The sequence below is a fragment of the Amycolatopsis sp. w19 genome, from assembly GCF_051373225.1.
In the GTDB taxonomy this organism is placed as follows: Bacteria; Actinomycetota; Actinomycetes; order Mycobacteriales; family Pseudonocardiaceae; genus Amycolatopsis; species Amycolatopsis japonica.
Map to the genome: position 1 here is coordinate 24,133 of NZ_JBPQFM010000033.1, position 18,708 is coordinate 42,840.

At 69.4% G+C, this 18,708-nt stretch carries 20 protein-coding genes; 7 read left to right on the top strand and 13 right to left on the bottom strand.

Features of this window, described 5'->3' with window-relative positions; all coding sequences use genetic code 11:
- Window positions 1-70 precede the first annotated feature (70 nt).
- Window positions 71-901 (top strand): inositol monophosphatase family protein, encoded by an 831-nt coding sequence (locus tag ACSMFO_RS37205; protein ID WP_073847212.1) that lies wholly within the window; start codon window positions 71-73, stop codon window positions 899-901.
- Between the two features lie 179 nt (window positions 902-1,080).
- Here ACSMFO_RS37205 and ACSMFO_RS37210 read toward each other — a convergent pair whose 3' ends face one another.
- From ACSMFO_RS37210 to menD, 3 genes are all read right to left on the bottom strand, one after another.
- Window positions 1,081-1,533 (bottom strand): DUF3592 domain-containing protein, encoded by a 453-nt coding sequence (locus ACSMFO_RS37210; RefSeq protein WP_360085957.1) that lies wholly within the window; start codon window positions 1,531-1,533, stop codon window positions 1,081-1,083.
- A 22-nt stretch (window positions 1,534-1,555) separates the two neighbouring features.
- Window positions 1,556-3,076, bottom strand: coding sequence for a M1 family metallopeptidase (locus tag ACSMFO_RS37215; protein ID WP_436462193.1), 1,521 nt, complete (start codon window positions 3,074-3,076; stop codon window positions 1,556-1,558).
- Window positions 3,077-3,184: 108 nt separating this feature from the next.
- Complete coding sequence (gene menD, locus ACSMFO_RS37220; RefSeq protein WP_038520087.1) at window positions 3,185-4,861, bottom strand: 2-succinyl-5-enolpyruvyl-6-hydroxy-3-cyclohexene-1-carboxylic-acid synthase; 1,677 nt, start codon at window positions 4,859-4,861, stop codon at window positions 3,185-3,187.
- Between the two features lie 57 nt (window positions 4,862-4,918).
- On the opposite strand from menD, the gene ACSMFO_RS37225 reads away from it, so the two are divergent.
- The 4 genes from ACSMFO_RS37225 (at window position 4,919) to ACSMFO_RS37240 (ending at window position 8,193) form a co-directional block, all read left to right on the top strand.
- Entirely contained in the window at window positions 4,919-5,842 is a 924-nt protein-coding gene (locus tag ACSMFO_RS37225) for a 1,4-dihydroxy-2-naphthoyl-CoA synthase (RefSeq protein ID WP_007030899.1), read from the top strand.
- 51 nt (window positions 5,843-5,893) lie between these two features.
- Window positions 5,894-7,018, top strand: coding sequence for an o-succinylbenzoate--CoA ligase (gene menE, locus ACSMFO_RS37230; RefSeq protein WP_436462194.1), 1,125 nt, complete (start codon window positions 5,894-5,896; stop codon window positions 7,016-7,018).
- 62 nt (window positions 7,019-7,080) lie between these two features.
- Window positions 7,081-7,239, top strand: coding sequence for a hypothetical protein (locus ACSMFO_RS37235; RefSeq protein WP_162836880.1), 159 nt, complete (start codon window positions 7,081-7,083; stop codon window positions 7,237-7,239).
- Between the two features lie 84 nt (window positions 7,240-7,323).
- Window positions 7,324-8,193: a 1,4-dihydroxy-2-naphthoate polyprenyltransferase gene (locus ACSMFO_RS37240; RefSeq protein WP_436462195.1), complete on the top strand. Its 870-nt coding sequence runs from the start codon at window positions 7,324-7,326 to the stop codon at window positions 8,191-8,193.
- A gap of 345 nt (window positions 8,194-8,538) precedes the next feature.
- Here ACSMFO_RS37240 and ACSMFO_RS37245 read toward each other — a convergent pair whose 3' ends face one another.
- The 3 genes from ACSMFO_RS37245 to ACSMFO_RS37255 are packed head-to-tail and all read right to left on the bottom strand — an operon-like array spanning window position 8,539 to window position 10,381.
- Window positions 8,539-9,621 carry a PLP-dependent cysteine synthase family protein gene (locus tag ACSMFO_RS37245; RefSeq protein WP_436462196.1) on the bottom strand — a complete coding sequence of 361 codons (1,083 nt, stop codon included), beginning with the start codon at window positions 9,619-9,621 and terminating at the stop codon, window positions 8,539-8,541.
- Window positions 9,618-9,896, bottom strand: coding sequence for a DUF4229 domain-containing protein (locus tag ACSMFO_RS37250; protein WP_016330946.1), 279 nt, complete (start codon window positions 9,894-9,896; stop codon window positions 9,618-9,620). Before ACSMFO_RS37250 ends, ACSMFO_RS37245 begins: the two co-directional genes overlap by 4 nt.
- A gap of 11 nt (window positions 9,897-9,907) precedes the next feature.
- Window positions 9,908-10,381 (bottom strand): Lrp/AsnC family transcriptional regulator, encoded by a 474-nt coding sequence (locus tag ACSMFO_RS37255; protein ID WP_037332958.1) that lies wholly within the window; start codon window positions 10,379-10,381, stop codon window positions 9,908-9,910.
- Window positions 10,382-10,629: 248 nt separating this feature from the next.
- Between ACSMFO_RS37255 and ACSMFO_RS37260 the strand changes: the two genes are divergently transcribed.
- Window positions 10,630-10,842: a BldC family transcriptional regulator gene (locus tag ACSMFO_RS37260; RefSeq protein ID WP_005151795.1), complete on the top strand. Its 213-nt coding sequence runs from the start codon at window positions 10,630-10,632 to the stop codon at window positions 10,840-10,842.
- 149 nt (window positions 10,843-10,991) lie between these two features.
- Complete coding sequence (locus ACSMFO_RS37265; RefSeq protein ID WP_016330943.1) at window positions 10,992-11,174, top strand: hypothetical protein; 183 nt, start codon at window positions 10,992-10,994, stop codon at window positions 11,172-11,174.
- On the opposite strand, the gene ACSMFO_RS37270 is transcribed toward ACSMFO_RS37265, so the two are convergent.
- From ACSMFO_RS37270 to hemL, 7 genes are all read right to left on the bottom strand, one after another.
- Window positions 11,171-12,499, bottom strand: coding sequence for a MinD/ParA family ATP-binding protein (locus ACSMFO_RS37270; protein WP_436462197.1), 1,329 nt, complete (start codon window positions 12,497-12,499; stop codon window positions 11,171-11,173). The genes ACSMFO_RS37265 and ACSMFO_RS37270 overlap by 4 nt on opposite strands.
- Before the next feature lie 79 nt (window positions 12,500-12,578).
- The gene (gene ccsB, locus ACSMFO_RS37275; protein WP_037332963.1) at window positions 12,579-13,550 is read right to left on the bottom strand and encodes a c-type cytochrome biogenesis protein CcsB; all 972 of its coding nucleotides are present in this window, start codon (window positions 13,548-13,550) and stop codon (window positions 12,579-12,581) included.
- A 5-nt stretch (window positions 13,551-13,555) separates the two neighbouring features.
- Window positions 13,556-15,136, bottom strand: coding sequence for a cytochrome c biogenesis protein ResB (gene resB / locus ACSMFO_RS37280; RefSeq protein WP_436462198.1), 1,581 nt, complete (start codon window positions 15,134-15,136; stop codon window positions 13,556-13,558).
- Window positions 15,133-15,906 (bottom strand): cytochrome c biogenesis CcdA family protein, encoded by a 774-nt coding sequence (locus ACSMFO_RS37285; RefSeq protein WP_038520108.1) that lies wholly within the window; start codon window positions 15,904-15,906, stop codon window positions 15,133-15,135. Before ACSMFO_RS37285 ends, resB begins: the two co-directional genes overlap by 4 nt.
- A gap of 173 nt (window positions 15,907-16,079) precedes the next feature.
- Entirely contained in the window at window positions 16,080-16,661 is a 582-nt protein-coding gene (locus ACSMFO_RS37290; protein WP_436462199.1) for a TlpA family protein disulfide reductase, read from the bottom strand.
- The gene (locus tag ACSMFO_RS37295) at window positions 16,658-17,290 is read right to left on the bottom strand and encodes a histidine phosphatase family protein (protein ID WP_016330937.1); all 633 of its coding nucleotides are present in this window, start codon (window positions 17,288-17,290) and stop codon (window positions 16,658-16,660) included. The genes ACSMFO_RS37290 and ACSMFO_RS37295 overlap by 4 nt, the downstream gene beginning before the upstream one ends.
- Entirely contained in the window at window positions 17,287-18,591 is a 1,305-nt protein-coding gene (gene hemL / locus ACSMFO_RS37300) for a glutamate-1-semialdehyde 2,1-aminomutase (RefSeq protein WP_436462200.1), read from the bottom strand. The genes ACSMFO_RS37295 and hemL overlap by 4 nt, the downstream gene beginning before the upstream one ends.
- Window positions 18,592-18,708 lie beyond the last annotated feature (117 nt).

Here is an 18,708-nt window from a genome sequence, read left to right on the forward strand (position 1 = left end):
AAAACGGAACAGACGACATGTCATCTCAAGGTCGTGTTCCGTAAACCAGGCTCGGCCACACTAGGCAGGCATGACCCTCCTGTCGTCTAGGCCGCCTCAGCCCGTCGAGCCCGGGCTGGTGTCGAGGGCCCTCGAAGTGGCCGGGCGGCTGGCCAACGACGCGACCGACGTGATCACCGCGACCGCCGGCCGGGGCGCCCAGCCCGATCCGAAGGACTCGCCCTTCGACTGGGTGACCGACACGGACCGGATCCTCGAACGCCACACCCGGCGCGTGCTGACCGCGGAGTTCCCCGGCGTCCCCGTCGTCGGCGGCGAATTCGGCGCCGACCACGGTGCCGACGTCGCCGAGTACCGCTGGGTGGTCGACCCGGTCGACGGCACCGCGAACTACGTCGCCGGGGTGCCGTGGTGCGCGTACAGCCTCGCCCTGATCGACGCTTCGGGGCCGGTGGTGGGCGTGGTCGCGGATCCGTACCGCGCCCAGATCTACGCCGCCGCGCGCGGCCGCGGCGCCCGGGCGAACGGCAAACCGATCAAGCTGACCGATCGGTGCGGTACCGCCGGGGCGATCGTCTGCACGGAACTCACGCGCAAGGGTGTCTGGCCGGGGATGGGCCAGTTCATCGAACGGGCCGCCGCCGCGCACGCCGGGGTCCGGGTGCTCGGCTCGGCGGCGCTGGCGATCGCGCAGGTCGCCCTGGGGCACGCGGCCGCGGCGGTGCTGCACAGCTACCGCGAATGGGACGTCGCCGGCTCGGTCGCGCTGGCCATCGAGGCCGGGGCCGTGGTGCTGGACCGGCACGGCGAGGACACCGCCCTGCCCGTCGACGCGCTCCTGGTGGCTGCCCCCGGGGTGGCGGACGAGGTCCTGGGCTGGTGGCGGGACTCGGTCGGCTGAGTTCCGCCCTCAATCACGCGAGTTCGCCGTCTGATCACGCGTGTCGTCCGTCTGATCACGCGAGTTCGCCGTTTCCGCACGCCGAGCCCGCGTGCCGCATCGGACGACACACGTGATCAGACGGACGACACTCGTGATTGGGCGCGGGACTCACGTGATTGAAGGCGGAACTCGCGTGATCAGGCGGCGGACTCGGCGAGCGAGCGCCGGTAGGCCAGCCGTTGCCGCCGGATCCACCACAGCAGCGGGCCGGCGATCAGCCAGGTGAAGAAGATCATGCTGCCCAGCGGCAGCAGCGTGTTCGCCGCCGAACGGCCGGCCACCCGCGCGAGTTCCGGGTCGCCGACGTCGTACTCGATGTTCACCAGCTGACCGGCGGCCAGTCCCGACGGGTAGAGCACGCCGTTGGCCGGGCTGTGCATGATGCCGTCGGGGGTGGCGTAGTTGATGATCGTGCGGTCGAACGTCACCGACTCGACCTGGGCCGTGGCCTGCCCGAGTTCCGCCTCGATCGAGTTGTCGTTGCGGATGGCGGCGAACAGCAGCGAGACACCGAGCACGGTGACGAGTGAGGCGACAACGAGGGCGGCATACCACCCGATGCGCCTCACCCGCTCCGTCTTGGCCGTCACGCCGCGAGCGTATCGCTACCCGTCAGTGGGCGTGTCGCTCGGCGAGGAATTCGTGCGTCGCCTTGATCTGCGGGTAGGACTTCGGTGCGACCGGGGCCACAGCGGCCCGCTGAGCCGCGGCAGGAACACCGTTCGGGCCCACCGCGGGCTTGCCCTTGGTGTACAGCCACGTCTGGAACAGGTCGTACAGCGGCTTGCCCGAGATCTTCTCCGCCAGCGCGATGAACTCCGGGATCACCGCCGGCTTGGCCTTCTTCACCTGCTGCCAGGTCTGCAGGATCCGGAAGAACGTCTCGTCGCCCACGGCCTTGCGCAACGCGTGCACGGCGAGCGCGCCGCGGTCGTAGACGGCCGCGTCGAACTGGTTCTCCGCACCCGGGTCGGCGGGCAGGACCTGCCAGAACGGGTCCTCGGCCGGCACCGAGTCGTAGATGTACTGCGCGAGTTCGTCCGCCGTGCCCTCGCCGGTCTCCTCCGACCACAGGAACTCGCCGTAGGACGCGAAGCCCTCGTTCAGCCAGATGTCGCTCCACTTGCCGAGCGTGACGCTGTCACCGAACCACTGGTGCGCCTGCTCGTGCGCGACGACCGAGGTGTTGGAGCCGGACCGGAACGCCCGGGCGCCATAGACCGGCCGCGTCTGGTTCTCCAGCGCGAAGGTGATGCCGGTGGTGACGACACCGCCCTGCGCCTCGAACGGGTAGGGCCCGAACTTCGAGGCGAGGAATTCGGTGATCTCCGGCGTCCGCTCGACGCTGGCCTTGGCCGCGCCGAGCGACTCACCGAGGTCGGCGCCGTACGCGGTGATGAACGGCTGACCGTCCGGAGTGGTCTGCTGGTTCACCTCGAACTTGCCGACCTCCAGCGACGTGAGGTACGTCGCCTGCGGTTTGGTGCTGCGCCAGTTCCAGCGCGTCCACCCGGGCCGCTGCACCGTCTTGCGCACGAGCGTGCCGTTCGACAGCGCCGCGACGTCGTTCGGGACCTCGACCGAGATGTCGTAGGTGGCCAGGTCGGTCGGGTGGTCGTTGGACGGGAACCACCAGGCCGCGCTCTGCGGCTCGTCGACGGCGAGCGCGCCGTCCGGGGTCTTCTTCCAGGCGGTGAAGCCGTCGATCTTCACCTTCGAAGGCGTGTCGGCGTAGGCCACGACGACGGTCGCCGTCTGGCCCTTCTTCAGCGGCGCCGACGGCGTGACGGTCAGCTCACCGGTGCCGTCGGTCGACGTCGCGAACTTCGCGGGCCGGTTGTTCACGCGGACGCTCGACACCTTCAGACCGAAGTCCAGGTTGAACGCCGAAAGGTCCTGCGTCGCGGTGAGCAGGATCGTCGTGGCCCCGGACAGCAGGTCGGTCGCGGGCTGATAGGTCAGCCGCAGGTCGTAGTGACCGACGTCGTAGCCGCCGTTGCCGGCGTGCGGGTAGTACGGGTCGCCGATGCCGATCGAGCCGGGCGCGGGTGCGGCGGCCGCGCTGCCGGCGAGCAGCACCGAGACGACGCCCGCGGTCAATCCGGCGAAGCCGGCGCGAGTCTTCAAGCGCATTGCGAATCCTCCCAGGATTTGTCAGCGCGCTCGAACGTAGCCAGCCGATCATGCTCCAGACACGTCCAAAGGAGGGGTTCCTAACCCCTGGACTGAGATCAAAATCGGCTAGACAGCCCGCACCGCGGAGGAAACCGCCGTACGGAGGCGCGCGTGCAGCTCGCGGTGGCGCGTTCGGTCCACCCGGACCTCCACCACCCGCAGCCCCGGCGCGGGCTTGAGCGCCTCGCGGAACTCGGCCAGCGTCTCGGCGACGACATGCGGCACGCGGTAACCGGCGCACAGCGCGCCCAGATCGGCTCCGTGCGGCGTCCCGAAGACGCGCTCGAAGCTGGCGTCGTGCTCCGGCGCACCCTGCTCCAGCAGGGAGAAGATGCCGCCGCCGTCGTCGTTGAGCACCACGATCGTCAGGTCGGGACGCTGTTCGGCGGGCCCGGTCAGCAGGCCGCTCGCGTCGTGCAGGAACGTCAGGTCGCCGAGCAGGGCGTACGAATGTCCCCTGTGGACGGTCGCGGCGCCGATCGCGGTCGAGACCATGCCGTCGATCCCGGCGACGCCGCGGTTGCGGTGCACGAGGACGTCGGGCCGCAGCCGTCCGGCGAGCGCGACGTCCCGCGTCGGGTTGGACGAGCCGACGACCAGCAGCGATCCTTCCGGGACCGCGTCGACGAGTTCAGTGGCCAGGCGCAGCCCGCTCGGCCATGGCTCCGCGGCCAGTGCCTCGGCCACCGCGGCCGACGCCGCCCTGTCCGCGCGCTGCCAGCTCGCGAGCCATTCCGGGTCGGCCGGTTTGGACGGCTCGTCGAACCATTGGCCGACCTGGCGGACGTTGTGCGCGGGCGCGGGCCAGTCCGAATCGGGCCGGACCAGCAGCACCTCGACGTCGGGATCGGACAGCACCCGCTGGACCTGCCGGAACACCGTCGGACGCCCGATGCACAGGACCTGTTCGGGTTTGTGCCGCGAGATGAACTCCTCGACACCGAGCAGCCACGCGCCGGACGAGATCGCCGTCGCGCCGGCCATCCCGATGCCGCCGGTCTCGGAGACGACCGGCCAGCCGTGCAGTTCGGCCCATTCACTGGCCGCCTGCACACCGGTGTCGCACGCGATGACCAGGCCGGACCTGGCCGAGGGCACCACGAACGAGGGAAGCGCGCCGAAGTCGGGAAGCTCGGTCCAGCGAGCACCGTCGGGACGACCTTCGAGTGACTCGTACCACTCGCCGTCATCGTCGATATCAGGGACCAGCGGCTCGCGGAACGGGATGTTGAGGTGCACGGGACCGCAGCGCCATTCGCCGTACGCGGCGTTCCAGGCGCGGCAGATCTGGCCGCGCCAGTACGAGTTCTGCCCGGCACGGCGTTCGGCGACGGCGAGCTCGTCGAAGTAGCGGATGGCGTTGCCGTAGAGCTGGTGCTGGTCGATGACCTGGCTCGCGCCGGCGGCCCGCATCTCGGGCGGCCGGTCGGCGGTCAGCACGATCAACGGGACTCCCGCGCGATCGGCCTCCAGCACGGCGGGGTGGAAGTTCGCGGCCGCGGTGCCCGACGTGCACAGCACGGCGACCGGGCGGCCGGTGCGCGCGGCGATGCCGAGGGCGAGGAAGGCGGCGCCGCGTTCGTCGATGCGGACGTGCAACTGGAGGCGCCCGGCGGCGGCCGCGTCGTACAGCGCGATCGACAGCGGGGCGTTGCGTGAGCCCGGGCACAGGACGACGTGGGACACGGTGTTGCGGACGAGTTCGTCGACGATGACCCTGGCCTGCGCGGTGGAAGGATTCACCGGCAGACCTCGGGTTTCACACTACGACTCACGGCCACACGTCCTATTCTCCCAAACGTGGATGACGCCCAGGTTTCCGAGCTGTTCGACCCCGCCTTGTGGACCGAGGTCGAAGGTTTCGACTTCACCGACATCACCTATCACCGCTCCTCTGAGAGCCGCTCAGGCAAACGTGTCGTACGTGTCGCGTTCGACCGTCCCGAGGTCCGCAACGCCTTCCGCCCGCACACCGTCGACGAGCTGTACCGCGCGCTCGACCACGCGCGGATGAGCTCGGACGTCGGCTGCGTCCTGCTCACCGGCAACGGCCCGTCGCCGAAGGACGGCGGCTGGGCGTTCTGCTCCGGCGGTGACCAGCGTATTCGCGGACGCTCCGGGTATCAGTACGCGGACGGGGAGACCTCCGACACGATCGATCCGGCCAGGGCCGGACGGCTGCACATTCTCGAGGTCCAACGGCTGATCAGGTTCATGCCGAAGGTGGTCATCGCCGTGGTCCCGGGGTGGGCGGCGGGCGGCGGGCATTCGCTGCACGTGGTGTGCGACCTCACGCTGGCTTCGGCCGAGCACGCGCGGTTCAAGCAGACCGACGCCGACGTCGGCTCCTTCGACGGCGGCTACGGCTCGGCGTATCTGGCCAAGCAGGTCGGGCAGAAGTTCGCGCGGGAGATCTTCTTCCTCGGGCGCGAGTACACGGCCGAGCAGATGCAGGCGATGGGCGCGGTCAACTCCGCCGTCCCGCACGCGAAGCTCGAGGCCGAGGCGCTGGACTGGGCGTGGGCGATCAACGGCAAGTCACCGACGGCGCAGCGGATGCTCAAGTACGCGTTCAACCTCACCGACGACGGCCTGGTCGGCCAGCAGCTCTTCGCCGGCGAAACGACGCGGCTCGCGTACATGCAGGACGAGGCCGTCGAAGGCCGCGACTCCTTCCTGGAGAAGCGCTCCCCCGACTGGTCGGCGTTCCCGTACTACTACTGACCTGCGTTTAGCGGGCTGAACGCGATCCGGGGGCGGACGTAGGGTGGCGGGATGCGTGCGGTGGAGGTGGACGGGAGTCCGGAGTCGGTCGTCGAGCTGACCGCGGCACTGGCCGGGGCGCTCGACGGCGGCTCGCCCGTCCTCCCCTACTCGTCCGAGGCCCTGCGGGACGCGATGGAGCCGGCCCGCCCGGCCGAGCCGGGGACGGCGGCGATCATCGCCACCTCCGGGTCGACCGGCGAACCCAAGGGCGTGCTGCTGTCGGCGTCGGCGCTGACCGCGTCGGCTCACGCCACCCACAGGAGGCTCGGCGGGCCGGGGCACTGGTTGCTCGCGACCCCGGCGCAGTATGTCGGCGGCCTGCAGGTGCTGGTCCGCTCGCTCCTGGCCGGGACGACACCGGCCGTCCTGCACGCCGCCGGTTTCCGGCCGGACGACTTCGCCGAAGCCGCCGCGCCGCTGCTGTCACTGGACGCCCCGCGCTACACCGCGCTCGTGCCGACTCAGCTCGGGCGGTTGCTCGACGCGGGCGGCCCGGGTCTCGCGGCCGCCCGCGCTTTCGACGCGATCATCGTCGGCGCCGCGGCGACCACCGCCGAGCTCCGCGAGCGCGCGGCCGAAGCGGGCGTGAAGATCGTGCCCGCGTACGGCATGAGCGAGACCGCGAGCGGCTGCGTCTACGACGGCGTACCGCTGGACGGAGTACACGTCGAACTCGAGGACGAGCGGGTCTGTATCACGGGTGACGTCCTCGCGCACGGCTACCGGCTGCGACCCGACCTGACCGCGGAGGCCTTCGAGGGCGGGCGGTTCCGTACCTCCGACCGCGGCCGGTGGACGGCCGACGGGCGGTTGGAGATCCTCGGGCGGATCGACGACATGATCAACACCGGCGGGGTGAAGGTGGCCGCCGCGGCCGTCGAGCGGATCTTGACCGCACAGCCCGGAATCCGGGACGCGTGCGTGGTCGGAGTACCCGACCCGGAGTGGGGCGAGGCCGTCGTCGCGCTCGTCGTCGGCGCTGGTTGCGACGTCGAATCGCTGCGTGCCGCGTGCCGTGAAGAGGCCGGTGCGGCGGCCGCTCCGAAGCGGGTCGAATTCGCCGAAGAACTCCCTCTGCGGGGCCCCGGGAAGGTCGACAGGGCGGCCGTCAGGAATCTCCTACGAAGGTCGTGAATTCCCCACCGATTACCGGGACGTTGTTGACACGATCATTACCCGCGGGTTTACGTCTACATATGACGCGCTGGACACGCACAGTATTGGCCTGCACCGCCGTCACGATGGGACTGGTCGCTTTGGCCGGGCCCGCGCTGGCGGACGAACCGGAGACCGCCGTTCCGAACAGCGGCACACTCACCTGGACCCTGGAAGACACGATCGACGACCTGAAGTAGGGCGGTTCGTCACCTGCTCGCGATGGCCGGGCAGGTGACGAGCCCCGCATACCGGCCGGTAGTGGCCAGGGCCAGAATGGCGGCATGGCGACTGCTGGTGAATGGATCGAAGGGGCGCGCCCGCGGACGCTGCCCAACGCGGTGGCGCCGGTGGTCGCCGGAGTCGGCGCGGCGATCGCGCTCGACGGCTTCTCCTGGCCGCGCTCGATTCTCGCGTTGCTCGTTGCGCTTTCGCTGATCGTCGGCGTCAACTACGCCAACGACTACTCCGACGGCATCCGCGGCACCGACGAGAACCGCGTCGGTCCGCTGCGGCTGGTCGGCTCCGGGGTCGCGAAGCCGAAGGCCGTCCTCGTGGCCGCTCTCGTCGCACTCGGGCTCGCCGGAGTCCTGGGGCTCGTGCTCGTCGCGATCAGCGGACTGTGGTGGCTGCTGGCGATGGGCGCGGTCTGCATCCTGGGTGCCTGGTTCTACACCGGCGGCAAGAAGCCTTACGGCTACTACGGTTTCGGCGAGATCGCGGTCTTCGTCTTCTTCGGGCTGGCCGGCGTACTGGGCACTGTGTACGTCCAAGCCGGACAGTTGAGCTGGACCGCGCTCGGCTGCGCGGTCGCCGTCGGCTCGTTCTCGACCGGTGTGCTGACCGCCAACAACCTCCGCGACATCCCGACCGACATCGAGTCCGGCAAGCGCACCCTCGCCACCCGGCTCGGTGATGGCGGCACGCGGCGGCTTTACCTGGTGCTCGTCGCCGTCCCGTATGTCGTGAGCGTGCTGCTCGCCTTCGTGACGCCGTGGGCGCTGCTCGGCCTGCTGACCGCGCCGTTGCTGCTGAAGTCGGTCAAGGCCGTCGGCGGCGGCGCGCAGGGGCGGGCGCTGATCCCGGCGCTGCGGGACACCGGGTTCGCGATGCTGGGGTGGGCGGTGCTGACCGCGGTCGCGCTGGCGCTGTGATCCTGGCGCCCTGAGGCGTCACCGGACCTTTGATGCGCGTCTGTGTGGATTTCGGGTCGTTGGATGACCCGAAATCCACACAGTGGGCGCGAAAGGTCCGGTCACGCAGCTTCCGCGCCGCGTTCGGTCACTGGGGATGAACGGGCCGTTCATACCTTGAGTTTTTCGCTTCGAGGCACTATCTGTTGTGGTCCAGGAACGGTGCGGTCACCACATGTAGCCCACGTGGTAGCAAAGGTCCCTTGCTCCCTTTGGTGATCCGGCGCCACCTGAGGTAGACCGCCCACCCCGCGTTGCGAAAGTGGCTTTCGCAACGCCCCGACAAGCCGCCCCCGACCGAGCCCCTCAGGCTTCCGGAGCGAGCTTCCCGCTCGCCAGGAACTCCCGGTACTTCTCCAGATAAGGCGCGATGTCGATGTTCTTCTGCGCCAGCCAAGCGTCGTCGTAGTACGTGTTCGCGTACCGCTCGCCGCCGTCGCACAGCAGCGTGACGACACTGCCCGCCTGCCCCTCCGACACCATCCGCGAGATCAGCGTGAACGCGCCGAAAAGGTTCGTCCCGGTCGAGCCGCCCGCCCAGTGCCCGGTCCGCTCGCGCAGCACGCGGATGGCCGCCAGCGAAGCGGCGTCCGGCACCTGAAGCATCTCGTCGATCACACCGGGTACGAACGACGGCTCGACACGCGGCCGGCCGATGCCCTCGATCCGCGACGGCATGCCGGTGCTGTAGTCGAGCGCCCCGGTCTGCCAAGCGCCGAAGAACGACGAGTTCTCCGGGTCGACGACGGCGATCTTCGTGGTGTGCCGCTTGTAGCGCACGTAGCGGCCGAAGGTGGCGCTCGTGCCGCCGGTCCCGGCGCCGACGACGATCCACGTCGGCACGGGGTGCCGCTCGGACTGCATCTGCGCGTACACGGATTCGGCGATGTTGTTGTTCCCACGCCAGTCCGTCGCGCGCTCGGCGTAGGTGAACTGGTCGAGGTAGTGCCCGTTGCACTCCGAGGCGAGCCGCTCGGCCTCCGGGTACATGTCCGGCGCGCGGTCGACGAAGTGGCATTCGCCTCCGTAGAACTCGATGAGCGCGATCTTCTCCGGCGACGTGCTGCGCGGCACCACGGTGATGAACCGCAGCCCCAGCATCCGCGCGAAGTACGCCTCCGAGACCGCCGTCGAGCCACTGGACGCCTCGACGAGCACGGTGTCCTGCCCGATCTGGCCGTTCACCAGGCCGTACAGGAACAGCGAACGCGCGAGCCGGTGCTTGAGCGAGCCGGTCGGGTGGACGGACTCGTCCTTCAGGTAAAGATCGATGCCCCACTCGGCGGGGAGCGGGAAGACGTGCAGATGCGTGTCGGCGCTGCGGTTCGCGTCGGCCTCGATGATGCGGACGGCTTCACGGACCCAGCTCCGGCTGTGCAGACGGCTCACGCTGCACCGTCCGCTCGGTCGCCGCGCAGCTGGGAGCGCAGTTCGGCACGGGCGCGAGCGCGCTTTTCGTTGCGGCGGGCGAGTCCGGCGGTCACGCGCGCGTTCAGCGGGCGGAACAGCAGCAGACCGAGCGGCAGCCCCACGACCAGGCCGATCAGCAACGCGACCAGCAGCGGGACGTTGACCAGCAGCAAGCCCCCCGCGATGACCCCGACCAGGACGAACCTGGCCAGCACGTACAGCGTCAGGTCACGGGGCAGGTGATTATCGCTCACATCAACGCAGGCTACGCGTTGCCGTTGCGGCCCTCGTCCAGGCCCGCGTTGTTGGGCCGCCCTTCGAAGCGGGTGGAGAGCACGACGGTGGTGTTCGTCCGGCCGACGCCGGGGATCCGCCGCAGCCTCCCGAGGGTCTTCTCCAGATCGTCGACGGTCGCCACCCGCACCTTGACGACGAAGGCCTCGTCACCCGCGACGGCGTAGCAGCTTTCGACCTCGTCGAGGGCCCCGAGCGCCTCCGCGACGTCGTCTTCGGTCGCGGTGTCGGTGGGGTGGATGCCGACCAGCGCCGTCACCCCGAGTCCGACCGTGTTGGGGTCGACCATGGCGTGGTAGCCGGTGATCACGCCGGCGGCCTCGAGTTTGCCGACCCGCTCGTGCACTGATGAAGCCGAGAGCCCGACAGACCGGCCGAGGTCGGCGTAGGTAGCCCGCCCGTTCTCCCGCAATGCCGCGATGATCTTCCGATCCACCTGGTCCACCGCTACACCTTAGGTGCCACGGCCCGATTCGCGAGATCAGGGCGCGTTTTCATACATCCGTGACAAGACCGGGGTCCCCGCGCACGCATGTCGTGGTTGTCGGTTTTGACCTTTAAGGGCTCTTTACCTATGGACAACCGTTCGAGTACCTGACGGGTGAGATGCAACGATTGCCGTGTTGGCTACCCGGCACGACGGGCATCGGACCCGCCTCCGGTTTAGCACCGAAACCGTGAAGGAGGCGGAAAATGACCGCGACCATGGGCGGAAGGTTGCTCACCCCCGGTGAAGTGGCGGCCCTGTTCCGGGTCGACCCCAAGACCGTGACCCGCTGGGCGACCGCGGGCCGGATCGGCTCGATCCGCACTCCCGGCGGGCACCGCCGGTTCCGCGAGGCCGAGGTGAACGAGCTCCTCGCCGAGCTGACCACCGACGCCAGCGAGCCCGCTCGCAAGGTCTGACCAGGCATTTCCCCTAAAAAGGACTCCAGTGACGAAGGGCTCGTAACCGCCCTTCGTCACATTGGGGTATCCATGAGTCCCCCCGCGCGCGGCAAAGAGGCTAGCCTCGTGGGACTGAGCAACGTCCTCCACGCGGAAAGGGACCGAGCATGATCTATCTGCTCGCGGCCATCGGAGCGCTCACCGTCGCCGTGGTGTTGTGGCGCGCGTTCGGGATCGAGCGTGTCGGGGTGCCCTCGTCGCGACCGACCTTGGCCCCGGATGACGACCCCGACTTCCTGCGCAAGCTCGGTGAGCAGCAGCGCAAAGGTAAAGACGAGGACAAAGATTAGGGCTGGATCGGCTGATACTGCTGACCGCCGAAGCCGTCCGCGACGGTGGCCGCCAGTTCCAGCAGCGCCAGCCGGGTGTCCTCGTCGAGCCGGTCCAGTTCGATCTCGGCGCCCTCTTCCAGGTGCGGGTCGAACGGGATGCGGCATACCGAACGGACACGCGCGCCGAAGTGCGCGGAGAGCTTGTCGAGATCGACCGAGCCACCCTTCGGCCGCACCGAGTTGATCACGGCGACGGACCGTTTGACCAGGTCGCCGTAGCCGTGCGCCTCCAGCCAGTCGAGGGTGGCCGACGCACTGCGCGCCCCGTCGACGGAGCCTGACGAGACCACCACCAGCGCGTCCGCGACGTCCAGGACGCCCTTCATCGCCGAGTGCATCAAACCGGTCCCGCAGTCGGTGAGCACGATGTTGTAGAAGTGCTCCAGCAGGTTGACCGTGCGCCGGTAGTCGTCCTCGGAGAACGCTTCCGAGACCGCCGGATCCTGCTCGCTGGCGAGGATCTCCAGCCTGCTCCCGCCCTGCGAGGTGTACGAACGGACGTCGCTGTACCTGGTGATCTTGTCCGCGTCCCGCAGCAGATGCCGCACGGTCGCGGTGGTCTCGATCGGGATCTTCTGCGACAGCGTCCCGCGGTCCGGGTTCGCGTCGACGGCGACCACCCGGTCACCGCGCAGCGACGCGAACGTCGAGCCCAGCGTGGTCGTCGTGGTGGTCTTGCCGACGCCACCCTTGAGGCTCAGCATCGCGATCTTGTAGCACCCGCGCAGCGGCTGGTTGATCTGCGCGATCAGCTCGCGTTTGCGCCTGTCCTTGGGGCTCTCCCCCGGATTGACGAGCTTGCCGGTGCCGACGTAAAGCGCCTTGCGCCAGCCCGACTGCGGCTTGCGCTTCTGCGGCTTCACCAGGCTCGCGGTGGCGAGTTCGTCCGGGAGCGCGTGCCTGCCCTGCGGCTGCGGAAGCCCCGGCACCGCCTGCTGTTGCTGTGGCGGCGGCGCGTACTGCTGCTGCGGCGGGTACTGGGCGGCCTGCTGCGGCGGCGCCTGCTGAGGCTGAGGCTGCAGCGGAGGCAGGTTCTGGTCGTAGGGCTGCTGGTACTGCTGCCCTTGCGAAGGCTGCGGCAGCGGAGGAGCGGGCTGCTGCTGCGGATACTGACCCTGCTGCGGGTATTGAGGCTGGACGACCTGGGTCGGCTCGGCCTCGAAACCACTCGCGGCCGGATGCGGCGCCGAGTCCGTCCTGTCCTCGGAGAACAACTCCGAGGGCTGGGCGCTCTCGGTCGGTTCGGGGTGGCCAGGAGCCGATTCTTCGCTGGGTCCGGTCACCGCTGAATTCCTCCTCCGCGCACGTCTTCCCCCATTACCTCAGTATTGACGGTAGCCGGGTCGCGCGCAGCGGCGACGGTCAGCCCCCGGCGTAGGAGTGCAGGCCCGACGTCACCAGGTTCACGAAGAACATGTTGAAGATCGTCGCGGAGAAACCGACGATGTTGATGATCGCGGCCCGCTTCCCGCGCCAGCCCGCGGTGGCCCGGGAGTGGAGGTACGCCGCGTAGACGACCCACGCCACGAACGCGACGGTCTCCTTGGGGTCCCAGCCCCAGAACCGGCCCCACGCCGCCTCGGCCCACACCGCGCCGCACAGCACGCCGAAGGTGAAGATCGGGAAGGCGAAGATGGTGGTGCGGTAGGCGATGCGGTCGAGCACGTCCGCCGAGGGCAGCTTCGGGGCGAACTTGGCGAACTTCGCGGGGTTGTCGTCGTGCGCGGCGCGGAAGAGGTAAAGGACACTCGCGACACCGGGCACCAGGAAGACCCCGGAGCCGATGATCGCCGCGGAGACGTGGATGACCAGCCAGTACGACTGGAGCGCGGGCTGCACCGGCGCGGCCGTCGTGTACAGCATCGTGCCGTTGACGAACATCAGGATCACGACCGGCAGGAGCAGGAAGCCGGTGAGGTGGCGGACCGGGAACTTCCGCATGATGACGAGCCAGGTCACGACGGCGATGAAGGTCGTGGCCATGCCGTATTCGTAGAGATTGCCCCACGGCGCGCGGTGCACGGCGAACCCGCGCAGCACGATCGCGGCCAGGTGCAGCAGCGCGGCCAGCACCAGCAGCGCGGCGCCCATGCGGCCGATGCGCTCGGGGCGGCCGACCTCGCGCGGCGTCTCGACGGGCGTTCCGTAAGCAGGAGGCGGACCGCCGGCACCGACCAGCTCGCGGGCCTTCTGCTTGCTGCGTTCGGCCGCGAGCCTGCCCTTCGCGCCGAAGCCCTGCTCGACGAGGGCGAACATCAGCGCGAGGACGTAGATCGCCGCCGCGGTGGTGTAGGAGTAGTCGCTGTACTGGGACAGCGTCTCGTTGATCGGCATGACCTCTAGTTGCCTCTCTGCCCCTGGACCAGCTTGTCGCTGATCCGCTGGAACTCTTCGCCGTAGCCCGCCTGATCGGTGCGCGCCAGCCCGGCGACCTCGATCACGGTACCCGTCTCACCTTCACGCGCCGGGGTCACCCGCACCCACACCCGGCGCCGTTTGACCAGCAGCGATCCCGCCAGCCCGATCAGCATCGCGACCGCGCAGACGAGCACCCAGCCCTGCACGGGGTCGTGCGAGACCTGGATGGCGACCCACTCCTGGACACCGTCGAAGCGGACCTTCGTGCCGTCGTCCAGCACGGTCTCCTGGCCCTGGTCCAGGTTCTGCCGGGTGAGCTTCTTGAGCCTGCCGTCCGCGACGAGCGACTGGTCGATCTGGAAGATCGACTGCCCGCGGCCTGCGTCGAGGCCGAGGTCGCCGCGGTAGATGTCGACGGCCACCGCCGGCTTGTTCGCCTCGGGCCGCGACGACGTCAGCACGTTGCCGTGCAGGAACGCGGTCGGGGCGAGCAGGCCGGTGATCGCGAGCTGACGGGTGCGGCGTTCGATCGGGTCGGCGATGCCCGGCTGGTCGATCTTCGTCGCGCCTTCGGAGAGCTTCGTCGGCTCGTCGGCGGGACGCCACGGCGTGATGTTGGTGCGCACGGTGCCGTCGGGGAAGGTCACCGTGAACTTCGGGGAGTAGCCGAAGTTCAGCAGGTAGACGCGGTCGCCCGCGGTGCGCAGCGGCGAGTTGACCTCGAGCCCGTACGGCTTCCACGCGCCGGTCTGCAGATCCTCGCCGGACTGGTACTCCATGTTGGAGTGGTAGTAGTTCGCCTGCCCGTTCTCGGTGTAGCGCGCCTCGAAGTCCTTCAAGCGGATGCAGAACGCGTTGAGATCGGTGCCGTCGACGCGCAGCCCGGCGTTGAAGGTGTCGTAACCGAGGATGCCGGAGTTGCACCACGGGCTGCCGTCGGCCTGGACGATGACCTGGCCTTCGTAGCCGAACATCTTGCCCAGTGCGAAGAAGACGATCAGGCCGAGCATGCCGAAGTGGAAGACGAGGTTGCCGGTCTCGCGGAGGTACCCGCGTTCGGCGGAGATGCTTCGGCTTCCGTCGGCCTCTTCGCGTTCGACGCGGCGCCAGCCTTTGAGAAGCGTGTGCGTGTCCGTCATGACCGTCTCGGGGGTCCGGTCGGTCGTGCTGGACACGTGATGCGGCATCCGCGAGAGCTTGCGCGGCGTGAGCACGGGCTTCGCGCGCATCGCCTTCGCGTACTCGAAGCTGCGCGGCGCGAGGCAGCCGATGAGCGAGACCATCAGCAGGATGTAGATCGCCGAGAACCAGACGCTGCCGTAGACCTCGAAGAACTGGGTGCGGTCGAGCAGTTCGCCCCACCAGCCGTGCGCGGCGATGTATTCGTCGGTCTTGGCGACGTTGAGGTTCCGTTGCGGCAGCAGGGCGCCGGGCATCGCGGCGAGCGCGAGCAGGAACAGCAGCACCAGCGCGGTGCGCATCGACGTCAGGCCGCGCCAGGTGTTGCGCAGGAAACCGAGGACGCGCTTGAGCGGGGTCTGACGGTATTCGGTGGTGGTCACAAGGGCAGCCTGATGTCGGTCACGAGGGTGTTCCTGATCCAGCCGGTCATGTCGCCCCACAGCCCGGTCACCAGCAGGACGCCGACGACCAGCAGCAGGACGCCGCCGAAGACCTGCACCTGACGGCCGTGGCGGCGAAGCCAATCGGTGGCGCGGACGGCCCAGCGGGCACCGAACGCGATGAGGAGGAACGGCAGGCCGAGGCCGAGGCAGTAGACCAGGATCAGCACGTAGCCGCGCGCCGCCGCGCCGCCGGTGGCGCTGGCCATGGACATGACCGCGGACAGCGTCGGCCCGATGCACGGCGTCCAGCCGAGCCCGAACACCGCGCCGAGCACCGGCGCGCCCCACAGTCCGCCGCGCGGCACGTGGTGCGAGCGGAACTCGCGCTGCAGCCCCGGGATCCAGCCGAGGAAGACCAGCGCCATCGCGATCGTCAGCACGCCGCCGAGGCGCTGGATGAGGTCCATGTTGAGCTGGACGACGTCGGCGATCCACACCAGCGTCCCCAGCGTCACCACGAAGACGACGGTGAACCCGAGCACGAACAGCGCCGCCGCGCCGACGACGGCGTAACGGCCCTTCTTGCGCTCCTCGTCGGCGCTGACCGCGGGGGCGTCCGCGCCGACCAGCGCCGCCAGGTACGCGAGATACCCGGGCACCAGCGGCACGACGCAAGGCGACGCGAAGGAGATCGTCCCGGCCAGCAGCGCCACACCCGCCGCGAGCAGCAGCGGCCCGGAGAGGGCCAGCTCGGTAACGGAGTTCACGCAAAGGAGCGTAGGGAGTGTGGTCGGAGTGAAAACGCCGGGGCTGGCCCAACGGGACCTACGTCGCACCCGGTCAGGACCTTGGTCCCGCCCCCTTCACGCGCGTTTCGTCCTCTGAATGCGGTCGTTGCACGCGCAAGGAACGCATTCAGAGGACGAAACGCGGGAGGGGGTCAGGCTGGTTCGGCGGCCAGGCGCTGGACGACGGGCAGCAGGTCCGAGGCCAGCAGGTCCCGCAGGAAGACGGCCGCGACGCGGTGCTGTTTGTCCAGCACGATCGTCGACGGGATGATGTTGCGCGGGTAGCCCGAGAGCTGCAGCAGCGTCCGCCCGGACGGGTCGTAGATCGACGGGTACGTCAGCTTCCTGTCCCGCATGAAGTCCTGCGCGGGGGCCCGGTCGTTGTCCCGCAGGTCGATGCCGACCACCTGGACGCCCGACGACTTCGTCTGCTCGTAGACCTTCTGCATCTCCGGCGCCTCGACCCGGCACGGCCCGCACCACTGGCCCCACAGGTTCAGCACGATGACCTTGCCGGGGAAGTCCGCGATCGAAAGCTGCTTGCCCTCGTTCATCAGGTCGTCGCCGGACAGCGTCGGCGACGGCTGGCGGTCCGCGACGTCGTAGGTGATGTCGACCTTCCCGCCCGGCGAAACGAAGTTGAACGAGCCGCCGGTGACGACGGCGTCCTTGCCGGTGGTGCAGCCGGTGACGACGAGCATCAACACCGCCAGGGCCGCCAGCGCACGCTTCATGCCCCGGTCACCTTCGGGTCGGTCGTGCCGGCGGGCTCGCTGTAGACGATCCGCACGAGTTCCTCGCCCTCGAAGACCAGGCTGGTCAACGACGCGAGCGAACACTGCCGGTTGCGCGGGTCGTGCCAGAGCCGCTTCGCCTCCAGGAACCGCCGCACGGTCCAGATCGGCAGCTGATGGGAGACGCACAGCGCCTCGTGGCCCTCGGCCGCCCGCCGCGCGCGGTGGATCGCGCCGAGCATGCGGTGCGCGATCTCGACGTACGGCTCACCCCAGGACGGCCGGAACGGATTGACCAGCTTCGGCCAGTGCTTCGGCTCGCGAAGCGCGCCATCGCCGACCGCGACCCGCTCGCCCTCGAACTGGTTGTCCGCCTCGATGAGCCGCTCGTCGGTCTCCACGTCGAGCCGGTGCGCGGCCGCGATCGGCGCGGCGGTCTCCTGCGCGCGCTGAAGCGGCGAAGCGACGACGTGCGTGATGTCGTGCGTCGCGACGGCTTCGGCGACCGTCAGCGCCTGGCGCTGCCCGCGATCGGAGAGCTTGAAGCCGGGCAGGCGGCCGTACAGGATCTTGTCCGGGTTGTGCACCTCGCCGTGGCGAAGCAGGTGCACGATCGTCGTCGCGCTCACTCCTGGACCGCCTCGGCGGCGGCGCGGGCGGCCACACGAAGCGCGGACTCGATGATCTCGAACTCGGCGTCGCCCATGGCCGCGTTGACGAACCAAGCCTCGTACGCGCTCGGCGGCGCGTACACGCCGTTGTCCAGCAGCGCGTGGAAGAACGCCGGGAACCGCCAGGTCTCCGAAGCCTGCGCGCCCGGGTAGTTCGTCACCGGGTTCTCGCTGAAGAACACGCTGACGAGGTTGCCCGCGTACTGCACGGTGTGCGTGACGCCCGCCTGGGTCAGCGACCGGTCGAACAGTTCGCCGAGCCGCTTCGCGTTGGCGTCGAGCGCCGCGTACACGGCGTCGTCGGCCGCGCGCAGCGTCGCGAGCCCGGTGGCGACGGCGACGGGGTTCCCGGACAGCGTTCCCGCCTGGTACACCGGCCCGCCCGGGGCCAGCTTCGCCATCACGTCGGCGCGGCCGCCGAAGGCCGCGGCGGGCAATCCGCCGGACATCACCTTGCCGAAGGTGTACAGGTCGCCGGCGACACCGTCGAGGCCGAACCAGCCCGCCTTCGAAACGCGGAACCCGGTCATCACCTCATCCATGATCAGCAGCGCGCCGTGCTCGTGCGCGATCTCCTTGAGCCCGGCGTTGAAGCCGTCGATCGGCGCGACGGCGCCCATGTTGCCCGCGGCGGCTTCGGTGATGATCGCGGCGATCGCGTCCGGATTGTCCACAAAGGACTTCCGGACCGCGTCGAGGTCGTTGTAGGGCAAGACGATCGTGTCGGCCGCCTGCGCGCCGGTGACACCGGGCGAGGTCGGGAGGCCGAGGGTCGCGACACCGGAGCCCGCTTCGGCGAGCAGCGCGTCGACGTGACCGTGGTAGCAGCCCGCGAACTTGATGATCTTCGGCCTGCCGGTGAATCCCCTGGCCAGCCGGATCGCGCTCATCGTCGCCTCGGTGCCGGAGTTGACCAGGCGCACGCGCTCCACCGGCTCGACGCGGGCGATGATCTCCTCGGCGAGCTCGACCTCGCCGCGCGTCGGGGTGCCGAACGACAGCCCGTCGACAGCGGCTTCGCGCGCGGCGGCGACGACGTCCGGATGCGCGTGCCCGAGGATCATCGGCCCCCACGAGGAGACGAGATCGACATAGCGGGCGCCGTCCGCGTCCCAGAGATACGGTCCCTCGCCGCGCACCATGAACCGCGGGGTGCCGCCGACGGAGTTGAAGGCCCGCACCGGGGAGTTCACCCCGCCCGGGATCGCGGCCTTCGCTCGTTCGAACCATGCCTTGGACTGATCGACTCCGGTAGTCACTTCCCCAGTCTCGCAAATCCCCGATGACACCCGCCGCCAGGTCGTGTCTGTTCCGGGCATGGCGTGACCAGGCCCACTAGGGTGGGAAGTACTCGGCGTCGAAACCCTCGCGGAGGA